We start from the raw sequence: 21,537 nt of genomic DNA, 5'->3' as shown, positions 1-21,537 counted from the left end.
TGCGCCCCACTTCCCCGGAGATTTGCCATGACCTTTAAGCTCGACACCCTATTTGACTCACCTGACAAGCAGTACCTCAACGCCAACGACCTCAGCATCCTGAGCCAGTACGTCAGCTCAATTCCAGAGCGTATGGCGGTCTACCGCACCCTGCGAGACCAGGAAATTGCCATTATGCAGCCCATTGCCGATGCCCTACAGCAGCAGGCCGGTCACCCCGAGCCTCTAGTTGAGCGCAGCGTGCGCAGCGGTCTCATGGTGCTACGCTATGCGGCCATGGCGATGCTGCTCGACGACGATGGCTTTGTGGAAGAGCGCTTGCAGGGCTGGCTGCCCGAGATGGTTAAAGCCTACGAAACCCAGGCGGTCGATCAACAGCTCTTTCAGCTGCTCATGCAGCAGTTGGCCAAGGTCTTTTCACCGGCCCAGCTCAACCTGCTCAAGCCCAGCCTTGAGAAAGCCAAAAATTTGATGCTAAACACTCGCGAAACCGTCACCCTAGCCGGGTTGCTCTAGGCATAACTAGCGGTTTGGCCGTTGGGGGTTGCCCCTGCCCCGCCCATGGTTGGCGGGCCTGACCACCATCATCATTACCCTGTCAAGGACGTTAACTATGGTTTCTGTTGCCGATTTGCTCACTGATGGCCGGCTGCCCGGCAACTACTTTGCCCAAGATCTCTATGTGCGGGGCTCAACTGAGCTGGGCCTGTTAGAAAATCGGCGCGGCGATCGCCTCTTGGCCATCCCCGACGCACTGCTTCAAGCGATCTATTCTGGCTTAGAAAAGGAAACCGGTCAGGCCTCTCGGCTCGTGCTCTACAACTGTGGCCGCTGGTGGGGCAAAAACTTCTACGCCCGCTTCTGTGAAGAGCTGGCCGACTACTATAAGCAGCCCCTCTCCAGCCTGTCGATGGCTGAATTTCTCCAGTCGCTACAGCAGTGTTGGAAAACCCACGGCTGGGGCCAGATTCATTTGGATATCACCTACCGCGATCGCGGCTTTTTAGGGGTAGAAATCTGGCATTCTCCCTTTACCGCCACTGCTCCCCAGGGGCAAAAGCCAGCAGGCGATCTGGAGCGCGGCATTCTTGAGATCTTTTTTAGCCAGCTCACCGGGCGCGAGCTGCGCTGTGCTCAAACCAGCTGCACGGCCAAGGGCGACGACTGCAACCGCTTTGTGCTGGGTCTAGAAAAGCGGCTACAGCCGGTAGAAGCCCTGGTGGCCAATGGCCAGGCCCACCAGGCCATTATGCAAACCCTCATGCAGCAGGGGTAAACAAACGGTGGCCCTCACCCGGCAAATTCGGCGATCGCAGTATTACACCCTGGGATTGGTAGGACATGGGCAGTTTGGCCGAGTCTACTGCGCCATCCACCGCAAAACTGGGGAATTGGTGGCGATTAAAGACCTCCACAAAGACCGTTTTCCCACCCATAAGTTTTTGCGGGAGCTACGGTTTTTAATCAGCCTCGAACACCCCAGCATTGTCACCTGCCATGCCCTGGAGCATTCCACCAGCGGTCGCCAGCTGGTACTCGACTACTGTGAGGGCGGCACGCTGCGATCGCTGCTTGAGAGCGACACAGTACTCACCGTGCAGGAGGTGCTGGGATTTACCTTAGACATTCTCGCCGCCCTAGAGTGCGCCCATCGCCAGGGCATCGTGCATTGCGACATTAAGCCTGAAAACATTCTCATGGAGCTGACCCCTGGGGGTTGGGTAGCGCGGGTGTCTGACCTGGGCATTGCTCGGCTCAGCCAGGAAGCCAAACAGGCCGATATGGGCCACACTGGTTCCCCCGCCTACATGGCCCCAGAGCGCTTTTATAACCAGCATCCTCCTGCCGCCGACCTCTACGCCGTGGGCATCATTTTGTATGAGTTGCTGCTGGGTCAGCGGCCCTTTTCGGGCACCCCCATGGAGCTGATGGTGGCTCACCTCAATCGACCACCGATCGTGCCCACCCAGGTGGCCGAACCCTTTAGCCAGGTGCTGCGCAAAGCGCTGCAAAAGCTGCTGCCCAAGCGCTACTTCAGCGCCCAAGCCATGCGCGCCGACCTGATGGCGGTTTATCAGACTTACCAGACCCAGGGACTGTTGAATCAGCCCGCATGTGCCAAAGGGCTGCCGGAGCTAGATTTAGCATCAGATTTGCCCTTTGTGGCGCTGCCACACCCCACGGCGGTAATGGGCTTGGTACCCCGACCCCATCAGGGCCATTTGCTGGTGACCTGTAGCCAGCAGCGGGTGTGGTTTTATCACTGGTCCCAAGCCGGTATGACTGCTCCCCAAGCCAGCCAGGGTTTTGCGCTGCCTGCCCCAGTGCAACGGTTTTTGCCAACTCCCCAGGGGGGCCTTTTAGTCACTTCAGAATCTTTACACCTGCTCTCGATGACCCACGGTTTGGGCTGTGTTGCCCAGGGCATTTGCCCCGATGGGGTGGCGGTTGCCCCCAATGGGCGCTGGTTTGCCACCGCTACCCAAATCACCAAAGATTCATTTCGCGTAGCCGTGCGGCAGTTGACGATGCCACCGGGGCAAGGGGTCAAAATATCGGCACCGCTAAAGGCCGCGATCGCCGCAGCGGCCGGAGATAAACTAGTTACCCTCCTCGCCCCAGACAACCGCCACGCCGCGCTAGTAGTGCGCCGAGGTAGCCGTACGCTGTTTCATGGGGTGACCCGCCGGGGGACTTATCTCGGGGCAGTTGCTGCCTCGGTGCCCATCTACAACTTAGTGCCTACCCGCACCCCCTACCGTTACCTCGCCCTGGAGGAAAATTGCACCAATGCCCTGCTGATTGTCGACTTAAAGCCCTTTAGAATGCTGCGCTACCGGGTTGATATTTCACCACACTGGCTGTTTGAGACTGCCGTAGGCTACGGGGTGCTCAGCCAAGAGGGAGAATTTTTGCTGATCAACGATGAAGGCCGCATCATCAACCGTACGGCTGGGCTGCCTCGACCGCAGGCCATGGTGCCCCGATACTTTAAGACCAGCCCTGACGAATCAGCGCCGATTCAATATCTATGGAGCGTCAGCGAAGCTGCGAGCAGCCGTATCTATCCTATTGACCTAGCCGATTTAGCTCCAGACATTTTGTTTTAACTTGAGTTTGACCTCAGGTTTAGAGAACTTGGTAGCAGATTTATTGTCCTCATGACTGAGGTAAGCACTAGAGCTGGCAGAGAGCATGGTTAATACTTAGTTACTGTGCTTTTGAAGAGGGTTAAAAAAACTTCTTCGAACTAACAATTAGCGAAGATATTGAGGTTATACCAATAGGACATCCTGTGCTGAAGCAAAATTGCTTCAGCACAAGATGGCTTCGATCCTAAAAATTGCGAGATCAGCAAATGTTGCAACTATAACTATCGCTAGATGACATGCTGCATCATCCTCGCTGCAATAACTATAGGTGAATACACGTCCAGTTTTTGGCAGTGACAGTAGCTAGGTTGTAAGCGTAGTGGCTGTTGTTGTATTTGGTCAAATCTTATTACGGAGTCGGAATTTGCACAGCCAAAGGTTGGCGAACCTCAATTGTTAACGTGTATTGCTGCGATAGCTTGAGGTTCAAAGCATATTTAAAGTAAAAACATTTATGTAAACAAATCAAAACATTTGTGGTAGTAAGGGATGAAAAACACATAAGAACTGTTGGGATTGTCAAAATATAAAAAGTTGCACAATGTCATAATTGTCGCTAATGATTTGACGGAAATTACGGAAGCACATTCTCTCTGTCATGGCAATAATAAAGAAGATCGACACCTAGAAAAGGCTAGGGAAGCGATTCTCAAACTAATTTGCTGCAAGCTTAAATTGGCCTGAGAAAGCTTTTAGAGATTTTTAGGCCTTAGAAAGACCAATCATTTGTTTTGGTCGTTTCAACGCTGTCTGACAAGATGCATTAACCTGCATCAGAACTGGGTTATCAAGTTTGTTGAAGCAGCAAAAACGCTGTTTTCGTAGTCTGTTTATCCATACTTTAAGGCATCCATTATGTCCACTGCTGTCATGTCACCTGTAGCTCAGTTGCGTCCTGAACTTGGCGATTTTAGTAGCATCATTTGTTTTAGAGCATTAGTTGTTGGCACCGAAGAAGTCTTAGGAGAAAAGGCAGCGGCGATCGCCCTCATTGGCGCTGGCCGCCAGCGGGGCCGGCAAGTGGCAGAACAGCTAGGTCTTGCAGGGCAAGGTAGGTCGCTTGAATCTGTGGCCGAAGTACTCCAAGCCGCTTTGGGCAAGGATGGCACCCGACTCTGTATTGTGGAGAAAATTGTCGAAGCCGAAGACAAGATTTCAGTTTACTGTCGAGAGACAATTTGTTCGGCTGGCGAGCCTCAAGGGTCTCCCCGCCAGCTCACTTTTACCCTAGGAGCCATTCAAGGTGTGCTTGAGAGCATCACAGGAAAGCGTTTGCGCGGGAAGCAAACGGAGTCTGTTCTGCGGGGCGGCGATTTTGATGCGATCGAATTTGAAGTGATTGGCTAAACAAAAGGAGCTCAAAGTCTGTAGGTTCTTTTGCAAAAGAACCTACAGACTTTGGCGTAATTAAGGTATAGCGCTGGCCACTGCGCTTAGGACAGACTCACTATCACTGGCAAAAACTGGGACGGTGCACTGCAACGCTATATTACCCAGCCCTTCTGAGGGTGCAGTGGAGATTGCGCATGGCAGTTTGGGTAAGGGGATGGGGTTAGTACCGATGGCCCGACTGGCGGTGTTTGACAGCGGGCATACCGCTAGGCGCAAGCAGATTCCCCTGTTGCACCGTCCCATAGATCAACAGGTGGTCGCCTACGGAAGACTGCTCCACAACGGTGCATTCGACGTAGGCTAGGGCGTCGGTGAGAATGGCATAGCCGTTGGTTGCCAGTCTAAAGGGCAGGTGGTCAAAGGCGGTGGTAGAGCACCGCTGGGCAGAGAAATGGCGGCGTACGGTTCGTCCTTCCTGCAAAATATTCAGCACAAAGCCATTGCCGGGGAGAAATCGACTTGCGTCAGCGGCATCTTTGGGCAGAGCCAGCATTAGGCCGGGGGGGGTGAAACTGGCCTGGGTCACCCAGGCGGTAAGTAATCCGGCGTGGATGCCGTTGGCTTGGGTGGTGACGACGCAGAGGGAACCAATGATTCGCCCCAGGGCCAGGGCGGTGCGATCGCTGTGGGCTTGGTCAGCAATTGCGGGCCGAGCAACCTGCTGTTTCTGGCGCTTGCGCAGGCGCTGGGCAAATTGAGCCGCCGCTTCGGTGCAGGCCTCTAGGGCGGTGTCATCGGGGCTAAAGCGCACCCGCAAGGGCTCGAAGCCAAAGGGATAGTTGGCATCCTGAAGCTTTCGCTCTAGTTCATCGATCGCTTCACCACTCCAGCCATAGGAGCCAAACACTCCCACCAACTTGGTTTTGGGCACATTGGCCAAAATTGAGCCCAGGGCGGTTTGAATTTGCACCGGGGCATGGCCGCCTAGGGTGGGAGAACCGATGATAAAACCGTCGCACTGGTTCAGGATGTCAATCAGCGTGTTGGGATCGGCCTGTTCGCAATTGATCGCCTCTACCGCGATTTGAGCTGCCGTCAGTTCCTGGGCGATCGCATCGGCTAGGCGGGCTGTGTTGCCATAGGCGGAGGCGTAAAGCAACGCCACCCGCAGCGGCTGCTGGCCCTGGTGCTGGCACCACTGGCGATAGTCTTGCAGCAGCCGACTGAGGCTGTAGCGCACCAGGGGGCCGTGGCCAGGGGCAATGACTTTGAGTGCTAAGGGTTCGAGCTGATCTAGCACGGTGGCAATCTGCTTGGCCTGGGGGCCGTGGAGACAGTCAAAATAGTAGCGGCGATCGCTCTCTAGCTGCCGCCATTGCTCATCCCAAAGGGCATCTTCGCAGAGGTGCGCGCCAAATAACTTATCGCTATAGAGGGTTTGACTGGCCGGGTCGTAGGTACACAGCCCATCGGGCCAGCGCGGGGTAGGCACAGAGATAAACTGCAGCCGATGCCCCTGACCCAAATCCAGCATGTCCCCGGAGCGGACCGGGCGCAAAATTTCGTCGGCATCGGCTAGGGAAGACTTTAACGCGTTCGCGGCAGGCCTTGAACACACAATCTGGGCCTGGGGAGCTAGTTGCCGCAACCGAGTCAGCGTGGCGATGCGATTGGCGTTGACGTGGCTGACAATGATGGTGTCAATGGTGCTGACATCGACCTGCTGGGTTAGTGCCTCTATATAGATGGCCGTGAATGATTCCCCCGGGGGGTCAATGACTGCTACTTTGTCGCCGCGCAGGAGGTAGGAATTCGCGGTTGTGCCACGGCGGCGGCTATACTCCACTTCAAATTTGAGTCGCTCCCAGGTGCGCGATCGCAACACCTGAGACTGTGACCCGAGATCAACGACTTGGACGTCTCTAGGCCGCGATGGGGTTGGACTGGATGGTGGAACAGAAAGAGAGACAGTCATGGCAGGTAGGCCAAAGAAAGGTCATAAGTTAAGCGGGCACGGGCCTCAATCACGTGGTAAAACCTGTTGTGCCTAGGGTGATGGATGATTAGTCGGGGTCAGCGTGGCTAGTGGCCATGGCGCTGATGTCGTTGGCAAAGCGAATGCGATGGCGGCGAGAAACTTGCTGTTCTGGGTCAACGCCATCGAAGGTGGGCGGAATCCACGCCCGGACGACCAGCAACCCACCCAGCACCATGAGAAACAGACAACTAGCCAGCACTTGAATCCAAGGCGTTTCGAGCACGCCTCTGACAATGATTTCTCGCAGCACTGACACAATCGACACCTCGACTGCAACCCCGATCGACACCCGATGCTCTTGCAGATAGATAATTAGCAGCCGAAACAGCTCGACCAAAATCAGCAAAAACAGAATGTCGGAGGTGACATGGGGAAAATCGAGCGGTGGCAGCAGGGAGAGAAACATCTCGCGCAGCTGCATCACCATAAAGCTGAACAGCCCAATGCACAGCGAAATTACAATCACGTCTTGAACGGTTTCAAGCATACGAACCACGGTGCTGCCATTGAACCAGGTAGCCCAGCGGGAAGAGTGGGGAAGGCTTTGCATAGGAATTGCCAAAGGTAGGGGTGGGTGAATCGGTGAGAGAGTGGATGTCTCGGGTCGTCGATAAGGCGGAATTCTTTAGTAGTGATTGCTGGCGTTGCGGTGGTGCACCGCCGTTAGCCCGTCGGGTTTTGCCACCCTCCCCACCGTGGCGGTGCAGTAAATCACCCAGTGGTCTCCGGCTTCCAGCCGATGGGTAACGGTGCATTCCAGGTAGGCCAGAGATTCGGCCAAAATCGGAGAGCCATTGGCGGCGGCGTAGGTGGCAACGCCCTCGAAGCGATCAGCCCCAGGGGAAAAACGCTTGAGAAAATGCCGCATCAAAGGTTGGTAGTTGCCGTCTTCCAGCACGTTGAGCACAAAGGTGTCGCCATTGTGGAGGAGGGATTCAATGGCGCGGTCTTTGGCTACCGCGATCGCAATACCGGGAGGCTGAATGCTGGCTTGAATGACCCAGGAGGCTAGCATGGCGCTGCTGACATGGCCCTTTTGGGTGGTCAAGATATAGAGCCCCGTACTAAGTCGACCCAGCGCCTGATCCAACCCGGCATCGAGGGATGGACCGGGCTTCACGCTGCGCTCGCGATTCACCCACTGGCCCAGGTCGGTACCGGCTTCCTCGCAGAGTTTGTCGGTGACTTCGGTGGGAGCTGCTTTAATCAAAATGGGTTCGAAGGCGGCGGTCAGCCCCAGTTCCTGAAATCGGTTGCGCAGGGGAAAGATCGGTTCGTCGTGGCCACCGCCAGTTTCGAATAGCCCGATCGCCTGCTTAGGGTGAACGGCCGCGAGAATGGTGCTGAGAATGGGCTCTAGACCGACAACGGTTTGAGGCGGCATACCCAAAACCAAACCAGCCGCTGTGGTCACCAGCTCTCGCACCGCCTGGATATCGGTATCGAGCAGATCTACCAGCTCTACAGCGGTGCCAGTTTTGGTCAACCCCTGGCCCAGGGCATGGGCAATGCGATCGCTGTATCCGTACTCCCCGGCGTAAAAGAGCGCTACAAAGGGTTCTCCCTTGGTTTGGGCTTCGCTCCAGGTGCGGTAGCGCCCCATCCAATGGCTGATGTGGTGGCCCAGCAGGGGGCCGTGGCCGGTGGCGATTTGGCCAATGGGGAACGGCTCAAGGCGTTTGAGGGCAGCTAGTACCGAGCGGGCATTTGGCCCCATCAAACAGTCGTAGTAAAGCTGAAAATCAGCTTCTAGCAGGGCAGGGGTCTCGTCGTAGAGGGTGTCGTCGCAGTAGTGCAGGCCAAACACATCGCAGGTGTAGAGCACCTGGGTACCGCTGTCGTAGGTGAGCATGGTGTCGGGCCAGTGCAGATTGGGGGCCGAGATAAACGCCAGCTCGTGGCCGTTACCCAGATCTAAGCGATCGCCGCTTTTCACCATCTGCGCCGCAAAGGGGCGGTGGATCTGGCTCTGCAAAAACTGAATCGCTACCTTAGAAGCCACCACCGTGATTTGAGGAGCCAGGGTTAACAGGTCGGCAATCAGTCCGCTGTGGTCGGGTTCGGTGTGGTTGACGATCAGGTAATCAATTTCTTTGGGGTCAACGATCGCCTTTAAGGTATCCAGGTACAAGTCTTTGAACTTACCGTGGGAAGTATCGATCAGCGCCGTCTTCTTGCCTTCAATCAAAAACGAGTTGTAGGTGGTGCCGTTTTGCAGCTCAAACTCAATGTCAAAGCGATCGCGGTCCCAGTCCAGACAGCGTAGGGCAGTTGAATCGGCGGCAATGGTTGTGGTTTGTACCGTCAGACGCCCCGCAGGAGCGCCTACCAAGGGAAAATCGGCCAGGGAAACCATGGAGCCTATCTATCCTCATTGAGATTTGGCTTGACAGATCTCAATGATTAACGACATGGCAAGATTTGTAAAATGTCAATCTCAAAATCAATTAATCAGGAATTTATATATAAATTAGGCATTCTTATTTATCTTGCAAATGTATTGAGTGGCCTCAAGGTTTGGTCTCCCCTCCGTTGTGGTGCTATTTGAGCTGCCCTAGGGCCATAGCCTCCATGCCCCAACGCCTTGCTCTGGAACTTTGTTACGGCTGCGACTCCTAAAATCATTGGCTAGTCTTGGCCTGGACGATTCATGATCCTAATCAGCCAGGGCAGGACAACATTTCATGGGTGAGATGGTGCGTTGCGGTCAAAGAGGGGAATGAGAGCATCCAAAACGTGGAACCGACACGCCTTAGGCTTACTGACGATCGCCTTCAACCGGGCGCGACTGTCGGCAGGCGGACGGTGAACGTTGTACCGTCTTGCGCTGTCGAAGCGACCTCTACCGTACCTCCGTGGGCGACGACGATCTCGTGCACGATATACAACCCCAGCCCGATACTGCCCGGAACTCGCCGCGCAGTCGATTCTGGCATGGTGTGGCGCATGAGCGGATCGAAGATTGTGGCCAGCATCTCTGGCGGGATTGGCGGCCCTTCGTTATGCACGCTTAAGACCACGGTTGATCCGTCTGAGGCGACCGATAGTTCCACCGGTCCCTCGGCTGACCCGTGCTGAACGGCGTTGCCCATGAGGTTGGAGACGACTTGGCGGAGCCGGGCTGCATCCCAGTTGCCCGTGAGGTCGCCAGCTGGGTGAAAGTGCAGCGTGCGCTGGGGGTAGGTAAGGCAAAACCCCTCGAAGACGTTGCGACAAAGTTTTTCCAGATCGACCGCATCGCGTGTCAGCGGCATCGCGCTACCTATCCCTGTTGAGGCGAAGTCGATTAGGTCGCTAATCAACCGTGTGACCACCTCTGTGTTTTTCTCAATGATTGACAGCGCTTTGGCAGAGCCTGGGTCTTGATTTGCGGTGCGCGAGACAAGTTGTGTAGCCATGCTGATGCAGTTCAGCGGGTTACGCAGGTCGTGGCTGAGGATCGCCAGAAACATGCGCCGTGACTGATCGACGCGACTGGTGTAACTGCCAATGGCCTCGGCAAGCGATTGATCGAGCGACTCGTTGAAGCGGGTGATGTCGTCGAGGTCGTTGATGTCAATGTATGGCTGGCTCGCGCGCCACAGTCGGAGCACGCTGGCGCGCAGGGCTCGGTATTCGGAGACGACCTCCATGATGTCAAAGCCGGAGCCCAAGCGGGCCTCGCCGTGCAATACCGAGGCGTGGTCGAGCGGGTCGCTCTCCTCGCTTCCAGCGCCGCCGTGGCCTTTAGACTTGCTCGTCTGCTGGGCAGGGCTTTGGCCAGCCTGCATGTCCAGGGCAGTGCCCCGCAGCATTGCCTCGGCGTCGTCACGCAGGGCGAGCTTGGTCATCTTCGTCCCAGGCGCAAGGCTGCGCGCAAACGCTTCCCATTCCGCGAGAATGGGCTCGACGTTCCCGAGAATGAAGTCTGCCAATCGCATCGATTTTTCCGTTGAGAACGTCTTAGGAATAGGGGCATGATACCGCTGGGGGCGGTCAAAAGAATATCGACTCAATGCCTCTCTAGAAGTGTTGGGGTGATGATCAAGCGGAAATACGTCAGCCTAATTTCACTTAGAGAGTAATTAAGTGAAAAAATCCACAGCAACTACAACTACCTCATAAGGTCAACGCTCAGAAGGCGAATTGTATTGCTAACAGCCGCGATCGCTATCCACCCATTCAAAGAAAATTGGCAGGCGCAGCCCGCTCGATGGCTGAGTTTTGTTGGGTTTTGCTAGCGCGCCACCCGACCTACGCAACGGCTATATCAGCACGGCTTTGTTAGTAAATGCGCCTTCAGCATCTACGTCATAGATAATCGGTACGCCCGTAGCCAGTTCTAGGCTGGCTACGGCCTCTTCACTGAGGCGATCGAGCACCATCAAAATCGATCGCAGCGAGTTGCCGTGGGCGGCCACCAGCACATTTTTCCCGGCCTTTAGCTCTGGCAAAATTGCTGCTTCAAAAAATGGCACCGTGCGCTTTACCGTATCCTCAAGACTCTCGCCCCCCGGCGGCCGCACATTGAAGGATCGCCGCCAGAGATGGACTTGTTGTGCCCCAAATTTCAGCGACATTTCGGCTTTATTCAACCCTTGAAGATCGCCGTAGTAGCGCTCGTCTAGCGCAGGAGAGCGAATGATTTTGAGTTCTTTGTCGGGCTCGCCAAAGTGGCGATCCCAGCCGTGCCAGTCGGGTTCGGCTGGGTCGTGCCAGATGTAGGGTAGGCGGCCGCCGCACACCTCATCGCACTCGGTCAGACAAACGATCGCCGTTTCGATCGCCCGAATCAGCATACTGGTAAAGCAGATATCGACCGTGTAGCCTGCATCGCGCAATTTGCACGATGCGATCGTCGCCTCCGCCCGCCCCCGCTCACTCATGGGGATATCGACCCAGCCGGTGAATTTGTTGACCGCATTCCACAGGCTTTGCCCATGGCGGATCAAAATGAGTTTAGCCATAGCGCAGGCCCGTGCGAGAGAAACTATCCATAAGGGTAAGTATCCTTCCTTTGTAACCTTTAGGAATGTTTAACGAGGCAAAGCCAAAGCGGCGAACTGTCACCAGCGCCACTTTAGGGCAAGGCTCTCAAAATGCCAACCTGCAAAATTTTTTGCAATACTTTAGTAATAGTCTTGTTGCTAAAGTCCCCTCGCTCAACTCTATATGACTGCCGCCAATCCCCTGCTTGCCCTCGACTATCTGCCTGCCCTAGAGTCTCTGGGGGATGACTACTACGACATCGTCGCTGCCGCCAAATTTCCGCAGCACATCCTCCGGTTTCGCAACGACGATGTCGTGCGGCGACTCGGCCTTGACCCGGTCACCGTTAGCGACGACAACTTTATCGAAGCGTTTGGCAAGTTTCAGGGGCGAGAGCCATTTCTGGCCCTGCGCTACCACGGCTACCAGTTTGGCGAATATAACCCCTTTCTAGGCGATGGTCGCGGCTTTCTCTACGGCCAGGTGCGCGGCACCGACGGTAACCTCTACGACTTTGGCACTAAGGGTTCTGGCACCACCCCCTACTCGCGCGGCGGCGACGGCATGCTCACCCTCAAGGGCGGCGTGCGCGAGGTGCTGGCGGCAGAAGCGCTCCATGCGCTGGGGGTAAATACCTCCCGCGCCTTCAGCCTGGTCGAAACAGGGGAAGCGCTCTGGCGCGGTGATGAGCCTTCACCCACGCGATCGTCGGTGCTGGTGCGCTTTAGCCAATCGCACATTCGCTTTGGCACCTTTGAGCGGCTGGAGTACCACAAACGCCCCGACCTGATTGCCAAGCTGCTGGAGCATGTGATCGATATTTATTACCCTGAGGCGCGACTGTTTACCGATACCCAGGAGCGGTATCTGCACTTCTATGGGGAATTGTGCGATCGCGTCGCCCGCCTTGCCGCCCAATGGATGTCGGTGGGCTTTTGCCACGCTGTGCTCAACACCGACAACATGTCGATCACAGGCGAAAGCTTTGACTACGGCCCCTACGCCTTTATGGATGGTTACGACCCGCGCTTTACCGCCGCCTACTTTGACTATGCTGGGCGCTACAGCTACGGCAACCAGCCGATCATTTGCCAGATGAATCTAAAGGCGCTGCAAAAGCCCCTCAAGCTGATCATGCCCGAAGCGGATCTCGAAGCCGCTCTAGAGCCCTTTAAAGATCGCTACGCAACCTATTACCAGCAGCGCATGCTTCAGAAACTGGGCTTTGAAGCCCTTACGGACGACCTGGCTAGCACCTTAGTTAGCCAAACCATTGAATTATTGAGTGCTGTAGAAGTGGGCTATCACGATTTCTTCTTAGGGCTGACCGAGCAGTTCTCCATTGACTGGCGCGATGATGTCAGCCAAATTTTTAGCGCTACGCTGCAAGTCTCTGACGTGGCAGCAGTGGCCCCGCTCGAAACCTGGCGACAGACCTATCATCGCTGTTTGCAAAGCCTTGATGCAGATAAGATGGCAGGCGTTGCATCATTACTGCAACGTACCAACCCCCAAACCGTGCTGCTGCGTCCCGAAATTGAGGCCATCTGGGAACCCATCACGACAGACGACAACTGGCAACCCTTCTACGACCTGTTGAACAAGATTCAGCATCCGTTTGTTCAAGGCTAGGCACTCTGTCGCGTTGGTCTTAGGGATGGTGGGCATTGCCCACCCTACGGATCTTCAGCATCTCTTTTGGCAGGGGTAGGGCATGACTGACCCTAGGTAAACTGAGATACAAACGTTTTGAGTAGCTTACTCCCATGGCTGACGACTCTACCTCTAGCCCCCTGGCTCCTCCTGCCACTGGCAAAATTCTCCAATGCTTTAGCGGTTCCTTTGTGGCAGGCACCATTGCTATGCTGGCCTACCGCATGATGCTCTCGATCGCCGCCAACTTTGCCGCTCGCCCCGTGCTGACGGACAACCCAGCGGTGGCAAATATCTCATCAGCGGTGCGCACCCTGGTCGTCGGCATGGCGGCCCTGGGGGCTGGGATTTTTGGGCTGGCGGCCCTGGGGATATTCTTGCTGGGTGTTCAGCTCCTCTTTCAGCGCCTCACCGGACGCCCCTCCACGCTGCGAGACTAGGAATCGGGTTTTATTAAATCCATGGGTCGGCTGGGCATCCCATCGATTAGGAACAGCCGAGACGGCCATTCCACGTGCTTAAATCCTTGATTCTTGGCAACCTGCGTAACAATGAAGCAGGCACTTTCGAGGATGCAGCGCAATGACCATTGGGGTTTGGGTACTGGGCAATCAGCTCTGGCACAATCACGCTGCACTAGCCAGTTGCGCGGGCAAAGCCGCTTCGGTTCTATTCATAGAAGCTCAAACCTTTGCTGAGGAGCGCCCTTACCACAAGCAAAAGCTGGTGCTGGTGTGGTCAGCCATGCGTCACTTTGCAGACGAATTGAAGAATGCGGGGTGGGCGGTTACCTACGCGATCGCCAACGATACCGAGACGGCTCTGCGCGACTGGCTCAAAGCCGAGGGCATTACCGAACTGCGGCTAATGGAGGCCACTGACCACCCTTTCACTGCCTGGTTGCAGGGGCTCGATCTGCCCTGCAAGCTGACGATTCTCGACAACAACCTCTTTCTCTGGCCGGCTAAGGATTTTAAGGCCTGGGCCGACAAGCGCAAGAGCCTGCTGATGGAGAGCTTTTACCGCGAGGGCCGCCAGCGCTTTGACCTGTTAATGACAGGCGACCAGCCCCTAGGCGGCCAGTGGAACTTTGACAAGGACAACCGCAAGCCCCCCAAGGGCAAGCTCAACACCCCAGCTCCCCACTGGTTTGAGCCTGATGTCACCACCCAGGCTGTGATCGACAGAGTGGAAAAGCTAGAGATTTCCACCTTTGGCGAGGCTACCCCCTTTCGCTGGGCCGTCACCCGCGAGCAGGCCTTGCAAGTGCTAGATGGGTTCATTGCCGAGCGACTCAAGACCTTTGGCCCCTACCAAGATGCGATGGTGACCGGCGAAGACACCATGTGGCACGCCCTGCTCTCGCCCTACCTCAACCTGGGCCTGCTGCATCCCTTAGAAGTGGTGGAGCGGGCCGAGGCGGCGTTGGCTGAGCACGATCTGCCGCTCAACAGCGTGGAGGGATTCATTCGCCAGGTGATGGGCTGGCGCGAGTACATGCGCGGACTGTATTTGCATTTTGACGCTGACTACGGCGATCGCAACTGGTTTGACCACCGCCAGCCCCTGCCCGAGTTTTTTTGGACTGGTGAGACTGAGATGAACTGTCTGCACCAGACGATCGACCAGATCAAGCGCACCGGCTACGCCCACCACATTCAACGACTGATGATTCTCAGCAACTTTTCGCTGATTGCTGGGTTTGTGCCCCAGGAGGTCAAAAACTGGTTTCACGCGGTGTTTATCGACGCCTACGACTGGGTGATGCAGACCAATGTGATTGGCATGGGCCAGTTTGCCGATGGCGGGCTGCTGGCCTCCAAGCCCTACGCCTCGTCGGCCAACTACGTGAACAAAATGAGCGACTACTGCAAAGGCTGCCGCTATAACCCCAAGCAGCGCACTGGGGAAGACGCCTGCCCGTTTAACTTTTTTTACTGGGATTTTCTCAGTCGCCACCGCGACAAACTGCAAACCCAGGGTCGCATGAGCTTTATTCTCAAGAACCTAGACCGGATGGATAGCGAGGAGCTAGAGGCAATCCACCAGCAGGCACAGGATTGGCATAAGGCTCACCCGTAGCTAGAAGTTGTGTTTTGTGACGGTTTGAGAGGGCGATCGCAGCCCCCTTGGCCCTAGGGCTAAAATGCAGATTCGAGGGGTGGATAGTGATTTCACCCCGTGGCGATCGCCCCCTAAGGGCCGGTCCTCGACTATCGCACTACTTTTCCTTGTTGAAATCCCTGGTATTTTCATGGTTCAAACTGCACCTCAGACCCCAGCCGACACCGTCCCTGCCGACAGCTACCTGGTGGTGGGCTTGGCCACCTGCTACCTGCGCCAAGAGGGCGAAACTATCGAGATTCAGGTGCTTGAGCCGATTCCGTCGTCCTATCTCGAATCGGTAATTCAAGGGGTGCCCACTTCCTACAGCGCCGTCTGTGGCACCACCATGGCCCAAGCCCTAGCGATGGAACTACCCGAGATCGCTGCGGCCCCTGCCCAACCCTGCGCCGACTACGAAGAGCGCATCTTGGCCGCCGCTCGTACCTATCAGTCTCGGCCCGCAGCGGCAGAGCTAGTGCCCGCTGGCACCCTGCGCCGCGATCTCAACTATTCCACCGAGAGAAAGCGGGTGCTCAACAGCCAGCGCAAAATTTCAAAGAACGACAACGTTAAGCAGCACAAGTACACCCACGAAGTGCTCTAGACGGGGACGAGGTGCAAGGTATAAGGGTATAGGATTTAGGGCTAATTACAGACCTTGAACCCTATACCTTGCACCCAAAACCCCTAGATGGGCACAATCGATCGCTGGCAGCTGGGGCAGATACCGTGGATCAGCAGCTGGCAATCCAGAATGTGGTAGCCGGAGCGATCGGCGGTTTTGGACCCTACTTTGAGCACCGAGTCGTTTTTGAACTCGATGGTCTTGTTGCACCGCACGCAGATCAGGTGGTGGTGGTGGTGAGGGGCGGGCTGGTTGATCTCGTAGCGCTTCTGGCCCTCGGCTAGCTCTAGCTCGCGCAAAATGCCCATGCGCGCCATCAGCTTGAGGTTGCGGTAAATGGTGGAGAGGCTGATGGGTTCGCCCTCCTTCTCCAACAGGTCGCACAGATCCTCGGCACTGAGGTGAGTGCTCTCGGGCAGGTTCTGGAAGGTTTTGAGCATGGTCTCGCGCTGGGGAGTCATGCGCCAGCCGCGCTCGTTGAGTTCGGCTTTAAGGGCTGATGGAGTGTAAGCAGCCATGGCCTGGTCTCTCCCCGCTAAATTTCAATAACTGGCTCTTAATGAGAATACTAGCGAACTTTTCGAGGTATTTGCAATAATTTTTTGTTATTGAGAATGACTCCGAAGACTGCTTTAAATGTCTTTAACTTCGTTTAGGGCATAGGCAGCCATGACCAGGGTGAGCGCGGCCAATGGAGCCGTGACGGCTCGCAGAATGTGAGGCCCCAGGGAAACTGGCTGAAAACCGGCTGCGATCGCCCCCGCTACCTCAGCCTCCGTCCAGCCCCCCTCTGGCCCGGTGGCGACCACGGCAGGGATGGCAGGATCGCTAGCCTGAGCCACCGCCAGCAGGTGGGGAGCATCACCCCGCGCCACACAGAGCCACCGATTTCCCTCAATCGTCTGCTTGAGATAGTCTCGCCAGGGCACGGGAGGAAGGATTTGGGGCAGCAGCAGCCGTTCCGACTGTTCGGTGGCTTCGGCGGCAATGCGCTGCCAGCGCTCTAACTTCTTGGGATTGGGCTGATGCAGGGTGCGATCGCTAATCACCGGCTGGAGCGTGCTCACCCCCAGCTCGGTGGTCTGGCGCACGACATCGTCGAAGCCGCTGCCTTTGGGTAGGGCGATCGCCAGGGTAATCGGGGCCTGGATGGCTGAGGCTGAAAGGGGAAGGGGCGCGATCGTCGCTGCATCTGACTTGGCAGTCAGGGTGGCAATCCACTGTTGCCCCTGGCCGTCGAGGGCCACAAACTGCTGCCCAGCCCCCAGTCGCAGCACTCGATACAGGTAATGCTGCTGGTTGCTGGTCAGACAAAGCTGGTCAGCAACCACTTGATCAGGCTCAACCATCAATCGCTGCACCGCTTCTCCTGTTGCTTGTCACCGCTTACCCCTTATACCGTGAACTCCAAAAACTAAGGCCCCCAGCTCGAAAGCTGGAGGCCCTAGTTCTTATTAGATGTTTCAGTATAGTACGTACCCTATAGAAGCCTTAGCGGCTCATGACTAATGTAGGCGAATCTACGTAAAGAAGAAATAAGCCCTATGTGAAGTTCTGCCAATTTTCTTCGGTATTCACCTAGGCATCGCCGCTATCCCCTTAGCCATGGGCGTTTCACCCCTTTGCTCCAATCAACTCCAAGATCGCAGCACCCCAAATACCCTGGACAATAGCCCCTGAAGACGTTCATTTTTAGCGTACTTCTGCTTCGTCAGCTGGAGGGCGGCCTTGCTATTTACCTCCGCCAGGGTGGGGTAGATGTGAATCATACCGGTCAGCGTGCCGACCTTGAGGTTGTTGCTCATGGCCAGCACAACTTCGTGAATCAGCTCCCCGGCGTGGGGACCAACCAGGTGCGCCCCCAAAATTTTGCCGTTGCGGCGAGTGATGATTTTGGCAAACCCTTGACCAGAGGCCTCGGCTAGGGCGCGATCGACCCCGGCAAAATCCTGCTTGAGAATATAAACATCGTCGTAATGCTGGCGGGCCTCGGCTTCGGTCAGGCCCACCCGGGCCAGCTCAGGGTCAGTGAATGTTGCCCAGGGTATGACTCGATAGTCGGCGGTTTTGGTGGGAAACAGTAGGGCGTTTTGCATGGCCACGGCCGCCTCGTAGCCAGCCACGTGGGTAAACCGATAGCCGCCAATTACATCTCCAGCGGCATAGATGCGAGAATTGGTGGTTTGCAGCTTAGCGTTCACCGTAACGCCCTCCTTGCCCACGGCGACCCCAGCGGCCTCTAGGTTCAGCGAGTCGATGTTGGGTGCTCGGCCCGCCGCCAGCAAAATGTCGTCAACTACCACGGTGCCGTTGGTGGTGTGAACGTGCTTCTTGCCGTCGATGACTTCGACTCGCTGGGCACGGGTGCCGTTGAGAATGCGCACGCCATCCTTCTCCATTTGCGCCTGCACCACGGCGGCGGCTTCGGGGTCCTCCTTCGGCAGAACATGGTCCTGGCCGCCGATCAGGGTGACCTCGGTGCCCAAGCGGGCGAAGGCCTGACCTAGCTCACAGCCGATGGGGCCAGAGCCAATTACTGCCAGAGCCTGCGGCTGATAGTTAAGGGAAAAAACCGTCAGGTTGGTGATATAGCCCGCTTCTTCTAGCCCCTCGATATTGGGGTTGGCCGGGCGAGAGCCGGTGGCAATGATGTAGCTGCGAGCCTTGAGGGCGCGGCCGTTGACGCTAAAGGTGCGAGAGTCGGTGAATTCGCCTTTGCCATAGATCACCTCGACCCCAAGCGACTCAAAGCGTTCGGTGGAGTCGTGCACCTGAATGGTGTCGACCACCCGGTGCACGTGGCCCAAGGCGGCCTGGAAGTCGATTTTTTCAAGCTGGGCATGAACGCCAAATTGGGGGCTGCGCGCGACTTCGTGGGCCGCGCGCGAGGCGTGGATAAGGGATTTGCTGGGCACGCAGCCGTGGTGCAGGCAGTCGCCGCCGAGGCTGCCTGCTCGCTCGACCAGGGCGACTTTGGCTTTGAGCTGGGCCGCGGCACTGGCGGCGACTAGCCCGGCAGAACCGCCGCCAATAACGACCAAATCGTAGTCAACGGCCATGGTAGTCTCCTTGCCCTGAGGTGCTGGCTGGGAATTCGTTTAATCCTTTCCCTAGAGCATAGGCAAAAATTCTGAGGTCTGGCTGAGAACCGCCTGAAATAGAAATTTAGGTTGGGTATCAGGTTTCGGGTTTCGGGCTATTAATTTAACACCTGACACCTGACACCTGACACCTCGCACCCTCGCTCAAAGCCCCAGCACGCCTAGCTCATGCTGGCGGGGCACGATGTCGAGCACGTCGAGCTGAGCGCAGTATTGTAGGTCGGTTTCGTTGTTGAGGCGCAGCAGGCGTTGGCCATGGCTGGCGTAGTGCATCAGGTCGAGTAGCTGGTCTTGCCACTGTAGGTAGAGGCTGACGGCGGCGATCGCCGCGTCATTCCCGGCCAAATCCTTAAAGGTCTGCCCCGTCGCGGCAATAATGCCGTGAATGATGGCTCCAGCACAGACCGTGTCTTCTAAGGAATAGGTGCCCTCCCAGCCCGAGCCGACGATCCACACGGTTTCCGGTTGCTGACTGAGCACAAAATTCACCACGGCCTGGCGGGTAGTTAGGGCGGCGGTGATCACTGTGGGGGCGTGCTCGATGCGCTTGAGGCAGCGAGTGCCGTTGGTGGTGCTCATAAACAGGCGCTTGCCGCCTGACCTTTCGGGGGAGTGATCGAGCGGCGAGTTGCCCAGGTCGCAGCCCTCAACTTTGCCGCCGCCCCGTTCGCCCGCTCGCAGGCGTTTGTCGGTGGGCCAGGTTTCGCTGGTGGTGAGCAGGTCGTCGATGTCGCTAAAGACTTGAATAGCCTCAGCCCCCGCCGCCAGGGCTGCCGCCATGGTGGTGGTGGCCCGCAGCACATCGATGGCGATCGCACAGTCGGGCGCACCCTGCTCAGGCACTTCTTCAGGAGTATGGAATAGAAATAGTTTCACGGCGTAGAAATTTACTTAGGGTGAATGATCGGGACCGGGGCGCCAGGCGGGGGTAACAACTCATTCTATGCGGGGAGTTGTCTCATTTCGCAAAAAAAGGAGCGCCCCGAGGAGCGCTCCTTAACTTGTGATTCTGCCGTTAAGCAAGGCAGCCTAGGGCAACCACTCCAACACCGCTTCGTCTTTGGTGTTGGTGCGGCGCGAGGGGGTAGCGCGATCGAAGGTCATGTGGATGGCGCGAGTCTGCTCGCCATCCGCCGCTACCGCCATGATTGGATAGTCAATATTGCCGTCCTGGAACGACATTTGGAACCGGAAGGTGCCGTCGGAGTTGAGCTTGATCGGCTGCCCGCCAATGGTGACGGTAGCATCGGGCTCGGTGGCTCCATAGACGATCAGCTCGGCATCGGCCACCAGCCAGAACTTGCGAGGGCGAATGGGCGGCGCCGAGGCCGAGAAGCCCGCTCCCGACATGGTCAGACCAGCGCCCGACATGGTGAACCCTGCCCCGCTGAACCCAGCCCCTGACATGGTGAGCTCGTTAAAGGCACCTATGCCCGACATGGTGGGTACGCCAGCCGCCGCGGCACCGGGCACAGCCCACAGCCCGGCTCCGGAGGGGAACACGTAGGAGCTGACGGCCTTTTCGGGAGCCATGGAACCCGGCACGTGCTGCATGGAGCCGAAGAGTGACCCGGCGACCCGCTGGGCCTCGGTGGATTGGGTCATGGCATAGACTTCGTCGTAAATGGCGTTGGTGCTTTCGGCGGCACGCTGGCTGGGGTGCTTGAGCGCCGCTACCGCCTTGCCGCGCAGGTCAGCCTGCCAATCAACGGTCACAAAGTGGTCTTCGACCCAGTCGGAGGGGTAGACGGGGGGAATATGGACGGGCAGGGAGCGGGCCAGGACTAGCCAGCGGCCATCGTTGCAGAGGTAGCCAATCTCGGCTACATAGTCGCGATCGCTAACCGGAATCGGTAGGTACCACTCCCGCGCCATTTCGTCGCACTCGTACTGCTGCAAGCTGTGGGGAGTCTGGCGCAGAAAATCAATATCGGTGACATCGTAGAAGCGCAGAGCCAGCCGTGAGCCCCCCTGCCGCCGCAGCTCATCTTTGTGGGTGTGGGGAATATCCCAGTAGCAGTAGGCCCATTGAGGGTCGCGGGGCATGAGCACAATGCGGCTTTCGCCATAGCCGCTGGGCAAATCAGCTAGGCCATCATCCACGGTGGCCAAGACCTCCACTGGGGGCGGAGTTGGAGCTGTGTAGGTGGGAGTTGCTCCAGCGGTAGCGCCGGCCATAGCGGGTACCACCGCTGGCACCTTTGGGGCAGAAACTGGCGCTGCTCCCAAACCGCGCTTGGCGTCAATAGCTTGAATGGCCTCAATTAGCTCGGTCTTGCGCATGCGGCTGTAGCGGGACACCTCATACTCACTGGCTACTTTGCGGAGCTGCCGCAGGGTCATTTCTTCTAAGGGTGGGCGGGGGGAAGACATAGAGCACTCTCCTCATAGAGACCAGGACGACAGACGATCAATCACGACAGGCCGAAGGGGATAGCTGCCAGTGGGGAGTGCGATCCCAATCACGGGATCGGGATACTCCGGCTAGAATCTTTATTGCCTAGCTACCGGGCTTCAGGTGCAAGCGGGGACCAACCGTTGCCCTGTAGCATGCCAAAAACT

General features: G+C 56.8%; 18 protein-coding genes. 8 read left to right on the top strand and 10 right to left on the bottom strand.

Annotated elements, in window-relative coordinates; genetic code table 11:
- The first annotated feature begins 27 nt into the window (after positions 1-27).
- The 4 genes from H6F75_RS20545 (at position 28) to H6F75_RS20530 (ending at position 4,499) form a co-directional block, all read left to right on the top strand.
- Positions 28-516 (top strand): hypothetical protein, encoded by a 489-nt coding sequence (locus H6F75_RS20545; protein WP_190754319.1) that lies wholly within the window; start codon positions 28-30, stop codon positions 514-516.
- A 97-nt stretch (positions 517-613) separates the two neighbouring features.
- Positions 614-1,276 carry a V4R domain-containing protein gene (locus tag H6F75_RS20540; RefSeq protein ID WP_190754318.1) on the top strand — a complete coding sequence of 221 codons (663 nt, stop codon included), beginning with the start codon at positions 614-616 and terminating at the stop codon, positions 1,274-1,276.
- Between the two features lie 7 nt (positions 1,277-1,283).
- Positions 1,284-3,110, top strand: a complete 1,827-nt coding sequence (locus H6F75_RS20535) for a serine/threonine-protein kinase (RefSeq protein WP_190754317.1) — start codon at positions 1,284-1,286, stop codon at positions 3,108-3,110.
- An 897-nt stretch (positions 3,111-4,007) separates the two neighbouring features.
- Positions 4,008-4,499 carry a hypothetical protein gene (locus H6F75_RS20530; RefSeq protein WP_190754316.1) on the top strand — a complete coding sequence of 164 codons (492 nt, stop codon included), beginning with the start codon at positions 4,008-4,010 and terminating at the stop codon, positions 4,497-4,499.
- Between the two features lie 205 nt (positions 4,500-4,704).
- Here H6F75_RS20530 and H6F75_RS20525 read toward each other — a convergent pair whose 3' ends face one another.
- The 5 genes from H6F75_RS20525 to H6F75_RS20505 all read right to left on the bottom strand — a co-directional run bounded on the left by H6F75_RS20525 (position 4,705) and on the right by H6F75_RS20505 (position 11,468).
- The gene (locus tag H6F75_RS20525) at positions 4,705-6,459 is read right to left on the bottom strand and encodes a diflavin flavoprotein (protein WP_190754315.1); all 1,755 of its coding nucleotides are present in this window, start codon (positions 6,457-6,459) and stop codon (positions 4,705-4,707) included.
- An 88-nt stretch (positions 6,460-6,547) separates the two neighbouring features.
- A complete protein-coding gene (locus H6F75_RS20520; protein WP_190754314.1) occupies positions 6,548-7,072 on the bottom strand; it encodes a phosphate-starvation-inducible PsiE family protein in 525 nt (174 codons plus the stop codon).
- A 75-nt stretch (positions 7,073-7,147) separates the two neighbouring features.
- Positions 7,148-8,878: a diflavin flavoprotein gene (locus H6F75_RS20515; protein WP_190754313.1), complete on the bottom strand. Its 1,731-nt coding sequence runs from the start codon at positions 8,876-8,878 to the stop codon at positions 7,148-7,150.
- Between the two features lie 418 nt (positions 8,879-9,296).
- Positions 9,297-10,442, bottom strand: a complete 1,146-nt coding sequence (locus H6F75_RS20510; RefSeq protein ID WP_242020234.1) for a HAMP domain-containing sensor histidine kinase — start codon at positions 10,440-10,442, stop codon at positions 9,297-9,299.
- 324 nt (positions 10,443-10,766) lie between these two features.
- On the bottom strand, positions 10,767-11,468 hold the full coding sequence (locus tag H6F75_RS20505) for a 2,3-bisphosphoglycerate-dependent phosphoglycerate mutase (RefSeq protein WP_190754312.1): 702 nt from the start codon (positions 11,466-11,468) through the stop codon (positions 10,767-10,769).
- A 205-nt stretch (positions 11,469-11,673) separates the two neighbouring features.
- Between H6F75_RS20505 and H6F75_RS20500 the strand changes: the two genes are divergently transcribed.
- The 4 genes from H6F75_RS20500 to H6F75_RS20485 all read left to right on the top strand — a co-directional run bounded on the left by H6F75_RS20500 (position 11,674) and on the right by H6F75_RS20485 (position 15,853).
- Positions 11,674-13,122 carry a YdiU family protein gene (locus tag H6F75_RS20500; protein WP_190754311.1) on the top strand — a complete coding sequence of 483 codons (1,449 nt, stop codon included), beginning with the start codon at positions 11,674-11,676 and terminating at the stop codon, positions 13,120-13,122.
- A gap of 134 nt (positions 13,123-13,256) precedes the next feature.
- Entirely contained in the window at positions 13,257-13,583 is a 327-nt protein-coding gene (locus tag H6F75_RS20495; protein ID WP_190754310.1) for a DUF3082 domain-containing protein, read from the top strand.
- Positions 13,584-13,725: 142 nt separating this feature from the next.
- Positions 13,726-15,225, top strand: coding sequence for a cryptochrome/photolyase family protein (locus H6F75_RS20490; RefSeq protein WP_190754309.1), 1,500 nt, complete (start codon positions 13,726-13,728; stop codon positions 15,223-15,225).
- 172 nt (positions 15,226-15,397) lie between these two features.
- Positions 15,398-15,853: a hypothetical protein gene (locus H6F75_RS20485; protein WP_190754308.1), complete on the top strand. Its 456-nt coding sequence runs from the start codon at positions 15,398-15,400 to the stop codon at positions 15,851-15,853.
- A gap of 83 nt (positions 15,854-15,936) precedes the next feature.
- On the opposite strand, the gene H6F75_RS20480 is transcribed toward H6F75_RS20485, so the two are convergent.
- The 5 genes from H6F75_RS20480 to H6F75_RS20460 form a co-directional block, all read right to left on the bottom strand.
- Entirely contained in the window at positions 15,937-16,392 is a 456-nt protein-coding gene (locus tag H6F75_RS20480) for a Fur family transcriptional regulator (RefSeq protein WP_190515707.1), read from the bottom strand.
- A 114-nt stretch (positions 16,393-16,506) separates the two neighbouring features.
- Positions 16,507-17,235 (bottom strand): 16S rRNA (uracil(1498)-N(3))-methyltransferase, encoded by a 729-nt coding sequence (locus H6F75_RS20475; protein WP_347710685.1) that lies wholly within the window; start codon positions 17,233-17,235, stop codon positions 16,507-16,509.
- Between the two features lie 270 nt (positions 17,236-17,505).
- Complete coding sequence (locus H6F75_RS20470; RefSeq protein WP_190754306.1) at positions 17,506-18,933, bottom strand: NAD(P)/FAD-dependent oxidoreductase; 1,428 nt, start codon at positions 18,931-18,933, stop codon at positions 17,506-17,508.
- A 186-nt stretch (positions 18,934-19,119) separates the two neighbouring features.
- Positions 19,120-19,851, bottom strand: a complete 732-nt coding sequence (locus H6F75_RS20465) for a 2-phosphosulfolactate phosphatase family protein (protein ID WP_190754305.1) — start codon at positions 19,849-19,851, stop codon at positions 19,120-19,122.
- Positions 19,852-20,004: 153 nt separating this feature from the next.
- Complete coding sequence (locus H6F75_RS20460; protein WP_190754304.1) at positions 20,005-21,348, bottom strand: DUF4912 domain-containing protein; 1,344 nt, start codon at positions 21,346-21,348, stop codon at positions 20,005-20,007.
- Positions 21,349-21,537 lie beyond the last annotated feature (189 nt).

This window comes from Nodosilinea sp. FACHB-131, from assembly GCF_014695395.1.
GTDB lineage: Bacteria > Cyanobacteriota > Cyanobacteriia > Phormidesmidales > Phormidesmidaceae > Nodosilinea.
This window is presented reverse-complemented; position numbering and strand designations above follow the sequence as displayed.